The 13,428-nt window shown below is 54.7% G+C and carries 8 protein-coding genes; 1 reads left to right on the forward strand and 7 read right to left on the reverse strand.

Features of this window, described 5'->3' with window-relative positions; all coding sequences use genetic code 11:
- Positions 1-126 precede the first annotated feature (126 nt).
- The gene (locus ACY1JZ_RS15740) at positions 127-1,095 is read left to right on the forward strand and encodes a LacI family DNA-binding transcriptional regulator (protein ID WP_462630029.1); all 969 of its coding nucleotides are present in this window, start codon (positions 127-129) and stop codon (positions 1,093-1,095) included.
- Positions 1,096-1,321: 226 nt separating this feature from the next.
- Here the strand turns inward: ACY1JZ_RS15740 and pelA (ACY1JZ_RS15745) are convergent, their stop codons facing one another.
- The 7 genes from pelA (ACY1JZ_RS15745) to ACY1JZ_RS15775 all read right to left on the reverse strand — a co-directional run bounded on the left by pelA (ACY1JZ_RS15745) (position 1,322) and on the right by ACY1JZ_RS15775 (position 13,336).
- On the reverse strand, positions 1,322-2,272 hold the full coding sequence (pelA, locus tag ACY1JZ_RS15745) for a pectate lyase (RefSeq protein WP_462630030.1): 951 nt from the start codon (positions 2,270-2,272) through the stop codon (positions 1,322-1,324).
- 548 nt (positions 2,273-2,820) lie between these two features.
- Positions 2,821-3,771: a pectate lyase gene (gene pelA, locus ACY1JZ_RS15750; RefSeq protein ID WP_462630031.1), complete on the reverse strand. Its 951-nt coding sequence runs from the start codon at positions 3,769-3,771 to the stop codon at positions 2,821-2,823.
- A 300-nt stretch (positions 3,772-4,071) separates the two neighbouring features.
- Positions 4,072-5,466 carry an MATE family efflux transporter gene (locus tag ACY1JZ_RS15755; RefSeq protein ID WP_462630033.1) on the reverse strand — a complete coding sequence of 465 codons (1,395 nt, stop codon included), beginning with the start codon at positions 5,464-5,466 and terminating at the stop codon, positions 4,072-4,074.
- 384 nt (positions 5,467-5,850) lie between these two features.
- Complete coding sequence (locus tag ACY1JZ_RS15760) at positions 5,851-6,843, reverse strand: FecCD family ABC transporter permease (protein WP_462630034.1); 993 nt, start codon at positions 6,841-6,843, stop codon at positions 5,851-5,853.
- Complete coding sequence (locus ACY1JZ_RS15765; RefSeq protein WP_462630036.1) at positions 6,843-7,850, reverse strand: FecCD family ABC transporter permease; 1,008 nt, start codon at positions 7,848-7,850, stop codon at positions 6,843-6,845. The genes ACY1JZ_RS15760 and ACY1JZ_RS15765 overlap by 1 nt, the downstream gene beginning before the upstream one ends.
- A gap of 88 nt (positions 7,851-7,938) precedes the next feature.
- On the reverse strand, positions 7,939-9,927 hold the full coding sequence (locus ACY1JZ_RS15770; protein WP_462630037.1) for an ABC transporter substrate-binding protein: 1,989 nt from the start codon (positions 9,925-9,927) through the stop codon (positions 7,939-7,941).
- 247 nt (positions 9,928-10,174) lie between these two features.
- A complete protein-coding gene (locus ACY1JZ_RS15775) occupies positions 10,175-13,336 on the reverse strand; it encodes a hybrid sensor histidine kinase/response regulator (RefSeq protein WP_462630039.1) in 3,162 nt (1,053 codons plus the stop codon).
- Between the last annotated feature and the right edge of the window lie 92 nt (positions 13,337-13,428).

Below are 13,428 nucleotides of genomic sequence, written 5' to 3' on the forward strand. Positions count from 1 at the left end.
GAATTGATGCTTGTCAACGGGAATGGATAGGGTAAAATCCTGTATTTTTTCAGCTTGAAACCGTTCCTGACTTAAGGTATAGTTAGAATCTAAACGTTTCAATGACATGAACGAGGAGCGAGCACATTGGTTAGCATTAAGGATATTGCCAGGCAAGCGGGGGTATCGATCTCGACCGTATCCTACGCGCTCAATGGCAGCGACAAGGTTACTGTTGAGACTGCGGAGAGGATACGAGCGATCGCCAAGGAGCTGAACTACGTCCCTCATGCAGCCGCCCGCCTGTTGAAAACTAAAAAGTCGAATATGATCGGGTTGTTTCTGACGGATTTTGATGGAGCGTTCTACGGGGATCTGCTGCAAGGCGTGAAGCGCTACCTCGGGGCACGGGGCTACGACCTTATTGTGTGCAGCGGCGCGAACGCGCGCAGATTGATTCCAGAGCGGATGATTGACGGCGCGATTATTCTGGATCAGACCTTTCCCACCGACGAGCTGCTGCGCTACGCCGAGCAAGGCCACAAGGCGGTGGTGCTGGATCGCGAGGCGCATCATGAACATATTCATTCGGTGCTCGTGGATAATAAGGCTGGAGCGCAGCTCGCGATGGAATATTTGCTGGAGCAGGGGCATCGGCGCATCTATATCGTTACAGGCCCGGACGGCTCCTATGACGCTGACCAACGGCTGCGGGCGGCCCGCCAGGCCGCGAACCGGGTAGAGGGTGCCGAGCTGCGCGAGCTTGCCGGCGACTTCACCAAGCTGGCTGGCGAAGCGGCAGCACAGCGCATCGTGGAGGAATATGACCTTCCAGCAGCGGTGTTCTGTCTCAATGACGAGATGGCCATTGGCCTGTTCCGCTATATTCGCGAGCAGACGTCGCTTATTATTGGCCAGCACCTCCATCTGATCGGGTTCGACAACATCGAGCTATCGGGCTATATTCAGCCACGACTGGCGACCATCGACTATTCCATGCGCAAATGGGGAGCGCTCGCCTCCGAGCAATTGCTCAAGATGATAGCTGGGGAAGCAGTCGAGGAGGAGCGTATCTATGTATCGCTGGTGAAGGGTGAATCTGTTGGACACGGCTAACGTCCTCCACTACACTCAAGGGATTATTCGCGATTGCCCTGCCTATGCTATGCTGTGTCATCTTCCCTTGACGTACTCTTTTGGAGTCCTCTTCTAATAAAAAGCAAACACCGAGAATGCCGTGCAAGCAGCGTTACTGGTGTTTGCTTTTTTAGGTTGATGGGCCATCCTATCGGACGACCCCCATGTTATAGTCGCCAGCTTCGGTCAGGCTAACATGCTTGACTTACAGCGAATTCGGCCAGGTACCGTACCAGGCATAGCCGGTTCTCCGCTCCTGCTCGATGTCGCTCAGCTTGTACTTCACTACGCCATCACGGCCCACGAAGATCGGCTTGTTCGTGCCAATCTCATAGAAGCGCGCCCAGATCGGGGAGGCCGAGGAATCATTCACGACGACAACATCGCCATTCTGCTTCACGACCCGAATACCCGTCAGCTTGACCGCCTTGAACCAGTCCTCCGCTCCCTTGATCGCATTCTTGATCGCCGTGGTCTGAGTTCTCGTCTTCAGGAATTTGACAATCGGCACACTCTCCTGTGCGGTCAGAGAGGGCACCTCGTAGACTCGCGCACCCGCAGGCTTGAGCGTGCTGGAATCATGCTGCTGCCCCCATGCGGTCAGCTTGCCGCTCACCACAACCTGCGTGTTCAGGATGCACTGCACTCCTTTGTCAACGGCTTGCTTGCTCTTGTTCGCAAGCGTCGAGTCAATGAAAGAGAAATCCCCCTTGCGGTTAGCGACCTCATCGAGCAGTATCATGACATTGATCATCGCATTGTCATTATATGTGATGTGTTTGTGATACCCGGAGGCCTGATACACTTGCGGCCAACCGCCGTTGCTGTACTGCATGTTCAGCAGGAAGTTGATGCCCTTGATTGCTGCCGCCGAATAGGTGCTGTTATTCGTCTTCTTATACTCTGCTGCCAGTCTCCGAATCTCTGTATAGGTTGCTTTATTATCAATCGTAGACTTGGCCCACTCGCCGCTTGTCTGACTATAGTCCTTGCGCCAGCCGCCATCAGCCCGCTGCTGCTTGAGAATCTCCGATATACTGGCTGTCGTCCCGCTCGCATCGGCGGCATACGCCACAGGGGCGGATGGCAGGATGGCGACCGGGGCGGCAAGAACCATGGAACAAGCGACAACAAGTGCCGCAACCTTTGATTTCATTACATATCTCTCCTCTGTTGGGGGTATAGGGTACAACACTTCATGACGTCCTGCGAAGATACAAACCGCTTGATCACTCCCCTCTCGCCACTCGCACTGCCTCCACCGCTTCCACAACGCCAGCCGCAGGCGCCGGCACATGTGCAGGTCTATCGGATGAAGACGGTGTCCAGCATGTTGAACAGCAGCGCCCTTCATTTACAGCATGCGGCCACATGAGCCCTATCCAACGTCAGCCTGGCAACAGCATGCATTTAAGTAAGCGCTTTCTATTGCTTGTTCATTATAAGATACCTGCAAATATTTTGTCAATATTTAGTTTTAAGTGACGAATAAAGTAGAATAATAGGGTGATGATGTTGCATACAACGCTATTTTTGCCCCGCTCCGTATATCCTCTGACATGCGTCATCGAAGGCTCGTTCAAGCGAATATCTCTCATACTTAGGCATACAAAAGACGCCCATCTCCAAGATGGGCGCCCCCTTGAGCTTGCTTATCCTATCGTCAGACCTTCCTATCCCCGCAGCGTAACCTGCTTCAGGAGACTATAAAGAGTTCGGCCAGGTGCCGTACCAGGCATAGCCAGTTCTCCGCTCCTTCTCAATGTCGCTCAGCCTATACTTGACCACACCGTCACGCCCTGCAAAGATCGGCCTATTCGTACCGATCTCATAGAAGCGTGCCCAGATCGGGGAGGCCGAGGAATCATTCACGACGACAACATCGCCATTCTGCTTCACGACACGAATTCCCGTAAGCTTGACCGCCTTGAACCAGTCCTCCGCTCCCTTGATAGCGTTCTTGATCGCCGTAGTCTGTGATCTCGTCTTGAGAAATTTCACGATCGGCACACTCTCCGAGGCACTCAGAGATGGCAGCTCATAGGAGCGGCCACCTGCTGGCCGAAGCGAGCTGGCGTCATGCTGCTGCCCCCATACGGTCCGCTTGCCGTTCACCACAACCTGCGTATTCAGGATACATTGCACCCCTTTTTCTACCGCCTGCTTGCTTTTGTTCGCCAGATTGGAGTCGATGAAGGAGAAATCTCCCTTACGCTTGGCCACGTCATCGAGCAGCTTCATGACGTTGATCATCGCATTGTCATTATATGTGATATGCCTGTGGTAGCCCGAGCTCTGATAAATCTGCGGCCACCCGCCATTGCCATACTGCATGTTGAGCAGGAAATTGATGCCCTTGATTGCTGCCGCAGAATACTTGCTGTTATTCGTCTTCTTATATTCCGCCGCCAGCCTTCGAATTTCCGTGTAGGTCGCCTTGTTGTCGATCGTTGATTTCCCCCACTCGCCGCTCGTCTTGCTGTAGTCCTTGCGCCAGCCGCCATCTGGACGCTGCTGCTTCAAGATTTCCGAGATGCTCGCTGTCGTTCCACTCGCGTCGGCGGCATAGGCTATGGGTGTGGACGGCAGGATAGCAACGGGAGCCGCCAGCGCCAGGGAACACGCGACAACCAGTACTGCAACTTTCTTTTTCATAATTCACACTCTCCTCTTGTATGTTGTGATGGGTACTTCAGCTAAGCAGGTAATGTCTTCTGCTCCCTCCCTTCCGCTGTACTTGACTGGCATGTCGCCACAGTGCATTGAACATCGCTTATACCTGCTTGTCTCTGCTTTCATTTAAGAAAGCGCTTTCTTTATTTCTGACCATTATATATAATGTTGTTATTTTTGTCAAATATTAGAGAGAAAGCCCGCCATAAGACGGGCTTTCATCACGGCAATGATATGCCGCCACAGATCGCAAGACTGCAGGAGGACACGCCTTAACACGCCTTAGATCAGCTTATGCCTGTACCACTTGTTCCCTCGGAACCGCCAGCCAAATATGATGCTGCGCACTCCCCATTCGGCGACCATCGCGATCCAGACGCCCATGATGCCCATTCCCAGCGTAATGCCTAGAATATACCCGAGAATAATGCGGAATAGCCACATCGTCAGCAATGAGGCGACGGAGGTGAAGCGGGAATCGCCGGCTGCACGCAGCGCCGCAGGCATGATGAAGCTGAGCGACCACATGATCGGCTGCACGATGGCTATGAGCAGGAGCAGCTCGAAAATATCAGGCACGATCTCTGCGGGCGGGGCGTACATCCCAACCAGCAGCGGGAAGATGGCGAGCAATACCGCACCGATCACGACGAAAAATATCGAGGATAACCACATAAAGGATCGGATGAATTTGCGCGCATCCTGAATGTCTCCTCGCCCGATGCATTGTCCGACCACCGTTACAATCGAGGCGCTTAGCGCCGAGCCTCCGATCTGAAAGAGCATGGACAACGAGCCACTGATTGCATTCACTGTAATTGCGAGGGTGCCAAGCTGGACGATGAAGGTTTGCGTCAGCAGCTTGCCGCCGTTGAAGAACATCTGCTCCGCTGCAAACGGAAGGCCGATGAACATAATTTTTTTGAGAATGCCCCATTGCAATTGCAGCATATCCTTGAGACGGACACGCAGTGTCTGGTTATACTTGAGCAGATAGACGAACGCGACCACCATCCCGAGCACGCGGGCGATGATCAGCGAGATGGAGAGGCCTATGACGCCCATATCAAATCCCTTGATCAATATCACATTCAACAGCAAATAGGTCAGATTGAGAATCAGCGACAGCACCAGGCAGGCCTTCGTCTGTGCCACACCGCGCAGCGCCCCGGCAATCGCCTGATAGATGCCAAAGAACGGATAAGAGAGACAACTGCCGATGAGAAAGATTCGGGCATTATGCAGCACATCGGCATCGGCCTTGCCGAATAATCCGTTCAATATCGGCTGATGCAGCATAATCAGTACCGCGCTTAGAACAACCGATAGCAAGGCAATCGCCGAGATTGATTGTGACGCTACCTTGGGGAGCATCTGCACATTCCCGCTGCCCTTATATTGGGCAACAATAACCGTACCGCCGGTCGCCACCGCCATGAACAAGCTGACAATGAAAATGTTGATGGAATCGACCATGCTCACCGCACTGACCGCCGCCACCCCCGATGAGCTGACCATTGCGGTATTCATCAGCGCCATGAGTACAATAAAGGTCGAATCTACGAAAATCGGCAGAATAATTGCAAAAATCTGTTTGTAATCCATTGTATTGCCCGAGAAATACCGCTCCAGCAGTCGAGTACAGTAAGGACGGACAAAGGAGCCTCTTCTTCGCATCGTGCATGATCACTTCTTTCAAGCGCCAACATCCCCTGCCCTTGGTTGGGGGGAGCTCTGTAGCGTCGATGTTCGCCCTCAAGCCAGCAGGCCTGCCCACGCTTGCTGCGGCAGGACTACAGCCCAAGCCGCGGCATGCAAGGGGCAGGCCGACTAAACCTATCATGAGAGCATATATGGCTTCTATTCTACCAAAAAAACAGCAGCGCTGCCGCGGTGGATTCGCGCTATTCCGCTTCCTAATCGCTGCTTTGCTGCTGTTCTCTTCATGATTCACCTTCAATCTGCACATATCGCTAAGAAGCTAGCGAGCAATGCCTGCCTGGAGAGCGGCTTGCCCGTGTTGTCTATCTGTCCCGCCTTTCCTGCCGTTACCCTCCATCCTCATCCACTCCTCCGTCTTCGCATCAGCAGATACATGAAGAACGGCGCACCGATGCCGGCGGTGAACACCCCGGCTGGAATATCCAGCGGCTGGAACAGCAGCCTCCCCGCCAAATCTGCTGCAACCAGCAGGATGGCGCCGCATAGAGCGGCAGCCGGGAGAACCGCCCGGTAGGAATGACCGACGAGCCGCCGGGCCATATGCGGAGCAATCAGGCCGATGAAGGAGAGCGAGCCCGCCACTCCTACGGCCGCACCTGCCAGCGATACACTGATCGCCAGCATAAGCAGACGGCTGCGCTGCAGTCTGCTCCCGAGTCCGAGCGCAGTCTCTTCTCCGAGCGCTTGCACATCCAGCTCCCTGGCGAACAGAAGCGCTAGCGGAAGAAACAGCGCGATCCACGGCCAGAGCATGCCAATGTACGTCCAATTGGTTCCATACAAGCTGCCGGTCGTCCAGTTGAGCACCTGTGGGGCAAGATAGGCCGGGCCGCTAATGAGCAGGAATGTGGTCAGCGCTGCGGTAGCGGTCGAGATGCCGATGCCGATCATGACGAGCCGATATGGAGAGACACCCCGTCGCCAGGCGAGCACATAATTCAAGGTTGCCGTGATGCCCGCCCCGGCAATCGCCACGAACGGAATCAGATGGATGCTCATCCCCGCTGCCAAGGTCATAAAGGCGACTACACTGACCGAGGCACCGCCGGTTACACCCAGCACATCGGGCGAGGCGAGCGGGTTGCGAATGATGCCCTGCAGCAGCGCTCCGGCAACAGCCAGCGCAGCGCCGACCAACAGCGCTGCCAGCACCCGTGGCAACCGGAATTGCATGATGATCATGGCGAATTGCTGCTCGCCGCCGCCAAACAGCGACTGAATGACTTCAGGCAGCGGGACGCGGATGGAGCCAAGCGATAAGGACACAAGCGACAGGAGCAGGCTGGCAGACAGCAGCGAGAGCAGCGTTATAGTACGGGTTGGCTTCGTCATTACGTCTCCCTCCTCCCTCTGGCGACCCGAATCAGGAAGGGCACGCCAATGACTGCCATAGCTATGCCGACGGGCACTTCTTTGCCTGGGAGGATGAGTCGGGACAGGGTGTCCGCGCAGACGAGCAGCAGCGCCCCGGCCAGCGCGCAATAAGGCAGCAGCCAGCGATGATCTGTGCCAACCAGCGCCCGGCACAGATGCGGCACGATCAGGCCGACGAAGGCGATCGGCCCGGCGGCGGCGACCGCGCTGCCCGCCAGCAGGATGACAGCAGCAGCGGCGAGCCATTGCACATGCTTCAGACGCAGACCGAGGCCCTGCGCATTCTCCTCTCCGAGCGCCAGCACATTGAGCGCTCGGGACAGAAGTACACAGATCAGCAGCCCCACAGCCATATAAGGCAGCACCATCAGCAGATGCTCCATGCTTCTGCCGGACACAGAGCCGATCATCCAGAACAAGGCATCCTCTAGGGACTGCTTGTTAAGCAGGATCAGGCCGGATGTCATCGAGGCCGAGAAGGCTGCGATCGAGGCTCCGGCAAGAGCAAGCCGGGATGGCTCCATCCTGCTGCCACTGCTGCCCAGCGCATAGACGAGGCAGGCTGCAGCCGCTGCTCCCGCTAATGCGAACCAGACCATATCCGAGAGCGTCAGAGAGGAGCCCCACAGCGCTAGCGCAGCAACGACAAACAACGAAGCGCCCGAGTTGATGCCAAATATGGATGGTGAAGCTAATCCGTTGCGTGTGAGTACCTGCATCACAGCACCCGCTACAGCGAGCGTCGCCCCGACTGAAGCCGCAATCAGCGTGCGCGGCACCCGCGTGCGGGTCAAAATCAGGTGCTCGTTCGAGCCGTCAAAGCTGCTGTAGGCCAGCCACAGCTCGCGTAGGCCGAAGCTTTGCAGACCATACAGTACGCTGGCCACCATAGCGGTCAGCAGCAGAAGCAAGATCGCGAGGAGGCCACCAAGCAATCGGTTAGATGTTGTCGAACGGTTCGTCATGATATATTCTCCTTGCAGTTGACGCACGGAAGCAAACAAGCCGGCGCTCGTCTGGGGACGATGCCGGCCTGCTGCCGCGCGCAGCATATTATTTCTCAGCAGTAAAGTAAGCGACAATCTCATCCAGCAGCAGATTGGCTGCCTGATACCCGCCCGCAGTGTTCCAGATTGCTTCATCGACCTGAACGAGCTTATTGTTCTTGGCCACATTCAGGTTCTGGAACAGGGGATCATTCATCCACTCCTCCACCACCTTGGCGGCCTCATTCTGTCCCGGCTGCTCTGTGACAAAGTAGAAGAGCACATCACCGTCCATGCTTGGGATCGTCTCCTTGGACATCACTTCGATGAAGGAATCCTTATCCTGTGATTCCGGTCTGGCAAAGCCAAGCTGCTGCAGCAGCACCCCGGAGAACGATTGCTTCTGGTAGATTCGTACCTGGGAGGCAGAGAAGCGCACGATGGACACCTTCGTAGCCAGCTTGTCTGCCAGCTTGACCTTGGCTTCCGCGACACGCTTGTCAAACTCGTCCATCAGCCGTTGGCCTTCCGCTTCCTTATTCAAGGCCTGCATATATAATTCAAAGTTGATTTTCCAGTCTCCAGCCAGATCCTCCGAAAATACCGTCGGTGCAATCTGCTTCAGTTGCTCGTATATCTTCTCCTGACGAACCTTGTTGCCAATGATCAAATCCGGCTTCAGACTTGCGATCATCTCCAGATTCGGCTGCAATTCGTCGCCCAGAATCTCCACGTTCTCCATCTTGTCTGCGATATGGTCATACCACGGATCGCCAACCCAGGACTGCACCGCGCCGATCGGCTTCACACCGACAGACAACAGCGCCTCGGTTCCCTCATTGGTCAGCACGACGACCCGCTCCGGTGTGCCGACAATCGTCTCCTCGCCCATCGCATGCTTGACAACCCGGCTCTCGCTGCCGCTGGCATCTGTCTTAGGCGTCTGAGTAGCTGCCTGGGTGCTGCTCTGGTTGGCAGTCCCTCCGTTCGCTGGATTGGTATTGGTACCTGCATTTCCTCCTCCACATGCGCCAAGCACGATGGCAAAGCATAGCAGCAGGACCGCTACCGACATTCTGGACTTGCTATACATGGTGTACTCTCCCCTTTTTCTATACTGATAATGATTATTAATTCCATTACCAATATAGCGTTGCAGCCTGCTTCCCGCAATGGACAATCTCGACATGAGGGATGGATCATATTCCGACGCCATCCCGGAGTCCGCAGAAGCCCGATATTGCAGCGGGGACATGCCAGTATGCTTCTTGAACAATCGGCTGAAATAATAATGGTCGGTGTAGCCGACCTGCTCCGCAATGTCCTTGACGGTCGACCATGTGCCCGCTAGCAGCTCCTTCGCCTTGCCTAGTCGAATCTGAATCAGATAGTCGATGGGCGTGGTGTTCCACTCCGCCCTGAACTTGCGCAGCAGCATGCGGGAATTGCAGCCAAGCAGCTCCTCCAGCAGCTCCAGTGTAATCGGCTCGTGGTAATGCTCCTCGATATAACGTACTGCCTGCAACGCCACATTCGTCTCTGCCTCAGCTTCTAATGCTCCCCACTCCTCGAATTGCTCCAATAGCTCATTAACGAACTGATAGAAGCTCGCGCGCACGAGCAGCTTGCCAGAGGAGTCGGGACGATGCCAGGCCGCATCCATCTCCAGCAGCTTCTGTTCCAGCAGCACAGGCGAGCGGACGGTCATGCAGAAGCGCTCCTGGAATGGGCTGGACGTATCCAGCAAGGTCAGGAGCTCGCGTGATTTCGGCAGCGACGGCGTTGCCTTGTATAGAATCATATAATAATGGAAGTCATCCTCCGGCACAATGGAGAGCACTGTTCCCTTGCCCCCGTGCAGCAGCATATGGGTGGAAGCTGCCGTTCGTTCCTCATCCAGTTGAATAAGCGCTTGACCAAATAATACATAGATGTAGGCGCTGGATGGCAGCCTGTAGCTCCTCAACGTCTCTTGAGCTCTCATCCTGGATCGGCGAATATCAATAATATGAATATGAGAATGGTTCCACAGTCTGATTCGGGTTTCCAAATCCATGCCTGCAACCCCTTCGTACAATGTCCATTAATGCATCAAGTCATCTGATCCTGATACTATTAACAGTTTAGTGATAACAATTCTCAATGTCAATCGTTTTCTTGTAGGAGGCTTGCTGATGGCTTGCGGGCAGACAACCCGCTTCGCCGCTGCATCCAAGCGGCTCGTTCCACCCGATCCACCTCTGCGAGGGTGAATCGGGCGTCCGGGAGACGTCAGGTCAGCCGCCCTCTAAGCTGCCTCGTGGCTAAGCGCTGCGATAGGGAATACGGAAGGTAATCGTAGTTCCTTCCTCCTCACAGCTTGCGATCTGCAAGCCCGTGCCATAGATATGACGCAGCCGGCTATCAATATTCATCAAGCCGACTCCCCCTTTCAGGCTCCTCCGTTCCCGAATCGCATCGAGCCGCTCCTGCGGCATGCCCCTTCCGTCATCGGCAATCGTCACCACGATGTCCGATTGCTCCGAGCGCACCGTGAGCTTCACGATGCCGCCGAGCATTCGCCCCATGGCTCCATGGCGCACCGCATTCTCCACCAGCGGCTGAATGACTAGCGGCGGGATGAGCCAGCTCGTGCTGGCGGTAACATCAACTTCTGTCTTAAGGCGGCTGCCGAAGCGCGCCTGCTCAATCTCAAGATAGGCTTCCACAAGCTGGAGCTCCTTGTCAAGCGGCACAAGCTTATCCTTGTTCTGAAAGTCGAAGCTGCCCCGTAAATATCGGCTGAAGCTTCCCAGAAGCTCCTGCGCCTTGGCCAGATCGGTATAGCTGATGGATAAGATCGTCGTCAGCACATTGAATAGATAATGCGGCTTGATCTGTGCCTGCAAGAACGCCATCTCGATGTTCACCTTATCGCTCACGGACGACTTCAGATCAAGCAAGGTGCGGATACGCGCCCGCAGCTCTCCGGGCTCGACGGGCTTGTTCAGAAAGTCGTTAACGCCAGCCTTGAAGGCCGCCACGATATCCTGCGGCTGGTTGCGCACCGTCAACAGCAGTACAGGCAGCTCCGCCAGCGAGTAGCGTTCCCTGATCGCCTCTGTCACTTCATACCCTGACTTGCCCGGCATCATGAGATCGACGATAGCCAGATCGAAGCGCTCGCTGTGCAGCGCGGCCAGCGCTTCATTGCCATCGGATACTGCTACAACCTTGCAGTTGTCAAGCGCCAGCAGACTGGACAGCACCTGACGATTCACCCCATCGTCATCGGCGACAAGAATCGTATACTCATCGCTGCCCTGCTCCGATGCCTGGTCAGGATACCGTATGTCATCCAAGTCTGCGGTGTCCGGCTCCCCTTCCTTGGCCAGTTGAACACGCCTCGACCAGCTCAGCAAGCGACGCGGCTCGAGAGCGCCTTCATCCGACTCTTGCTGCGCAGGCAGCCTCATGGATCGCACGGCAGGCAGCGAGAAGGTGAAGACCGAGCCTGCTCCTTCGGAGGACTGAACCGCAATACGCCCGCCATGCAGCTCCACAAGCCGCTTCGTTATACTGAGCCCCAGCCCTACGCCCCCGTATTCGGCCGCGATCTTCCGATCTGTCTGCTCGAATGAATCAAAGATGCTGCCTAGTTGGGTTGCCGGGATGCCGATGCCCGTATCGCTCACACTAATCTCAATGAAGCCGTGGCGCTCGGTAGCTGTAATTCTGACCTCTCCCTTGTCCGTAAACTTAATCGCATTGCCAATCAAATTGTACATCACCTGCATCAACCGATCCTCGTCGGCATCCACCGCAGGCAGATGCTCTGGCAGCGCGTCGATTAATTCGACTGGCTTGCCCATATGCAGATACCGGAACATCTCCATCGTTACGGCAAGCAGCGGCCTCAGCTCTACCGGCTTGCGGCGCAAGGTAATCTCTCCATTCTTCAGCATCGACCAATCCAAAATATCATTGATCAGATGGGAGAGCCTGCGGGATACGGATACAACCGCTTGCAGGTTATCCTGCTCGCCTGCAGTCAGCCGCCCTCCTGCCCCGTCGAGCACGGCCTGAGACAAATTGAGTACGCCGTGAATCGGGGTCTTCAGCTCATGTGACGTATTGGCCAGAAATTCATCCTTTATCCGATCCTTAGCGATCAATTGAGCCGACATGTCCTCGATTGTGCGGTATGCGCTGGAGAAGCGCCTCGCCATATTCGCTGCCTCGATGAATATGAAGATGAACATCCCAAAGGGCACCAACTGGGAATTAATCAGATGAATAATGCTTGCATTATAGAAAATGTCATGAACCATCGCCACCATGAACAGACACATGCCGAACACCTGCAGTGTAGCTCCCTGCCGCCTGCGAATGGCCGCCCTAAAGATACCTGACGTGTAATACAGACAGCAGAGCAGGGAAAAGTAGTTGAACAGACGGATATACCCGGTGTACTCCTCCAACGGTGTTGCGATAACCGTGAGCAATGCCAGCAGACATACAACAACAATAATGCGGATATGACGCCAAGCAAAATGGGTCGGGTACAGCTCTCGGATAAACAACGCAATGAGCATAACTCCAGCATAAAATGTGAAATACTCCAGCATAATGAGCACACGAAATGGAATATCACTGAATAGCAAGGAGATATAATTCTGATCCACCACCAGAATACGCAACGTTGCAATTAAACAGCACAGGCTGAAATATAAGGCTGACCGATTCGCGGGACGGAACAGAAAGATAACAAGATGATGCATCCCGATCATAAAGGCCGCACCCATAATAATCATATCCAGCGCAAACTTGATACCGCTTGCCTGAGCGATATCCTCAGTAGAGCCAAGCTCCAGATCATACCAAATACCGCCGCGGGCATACACATGATTGGATACTTGCACATAAATGTCGAATTGCGAAGCTGTTGGTCGAAAGGAAATATACTGTGGCACATAGGCAGCCTTGGCCTCATCGCTCGTGCGTGCTACTTGTCCTCCCGCTGCTCGTTCCTTGCCATCGATAATCACCCTGTAGGCTGTAGAAATAGATGGAATCGAGAGCGCAAGCTCTCGATTCCTGGAGGCCTCACCCAGCTTCACCGTAAGCCGATAGGTCGCAAATCCTTGACCGGGCAATCGTTCGCCATCAATGCGATAATTGTTCCAGACATCCGGCACTTTAAAGTATCCGTCAGGAGCGATGCTTGCTTCCTCTAGGCCACTTGTGCCCGAAGATTCAAGCAATTGCTTCCAATAGAAGGCCCAATAACCAACGAGCTTCACTCGGCCGTCCTGCTGCGCATCCCATTGTGTCAGATCCAGCACGCCCTGCTTAATTATAGGGTCTGGCTGGTACATCATGCGCGTTACGGCAGGATATAACACCGTGCTAAGAGCCACAACTACAATAACGAGCAGCAGAATCAAAGGCCCATATCGCTTGGCGAAGTCTTCGATAGATTTCATGCTGCTGCCGCCTTTCCCTTGATTAAATGTCGGATGGAGCCAAATTCATTCTATATGTACCTTCAGCCTAGAAATAAAGTCCTACTTTTATA

It is taken from the genome of Paenibacillus sp. J5 (genome assembly GCF_054955055.1).

Excerpts from the sequence above, each read along its gene's own strand:
- pelA (WP_462630030.1), bottom strand. The coding sequence starts at position 2,272 with ATGAAATCAAAGGTTGCGGCACTTGTTGTCGCTTGTTCCATGGTTCTT.
- pelA (WP_462630031.1), bottom strand. The coding sequence starts at position 3,771 with ATGAAAAAGAAAGTTGCAGTACTGGTTGTCGCGTGTTCCCTGGCGCTG.
- ACY1JZ_RS15755 (WP_462630033.1), bottom strand. The coding sequence starts at position 5,466 with ATGCGAAGAAGAGGCTCCTTTGTCCGTCCTTACTGTACTCGACTGCTG.
- ACY1JZ_RS15760 (WP_462630034.1), bottom strand. The coding sequence starts at position 6,843 with ATGACGAAGCCAACCCGTACTATAACGCTGCTCTCGCTGCTGTCTGCC.
- ACY1JZ_RS15765 (WP_462630036.1), bottom strand. The coding sequence starts at position 7,850 with ATGACGAACCGTTCGACAACATCTAACCGATTGCTTGGTGGCCTCCTC.
- ACY1JZ_RS15770 (WP_462630037.1), bottom strand. The coding sequence starts at position 9,927 with ATGGATTTGGAAACCCGAATCAGACTGTGGAACCATTCTCATATTCAT.
- ACY1JZ_RS15775 (WP_462630039.1), bottom strand. The coding sequence starts at position 13,336 with ATGAAATCTATCGAAGACTTCGCCAAGCGATATGGGCCTTTGATTCTG.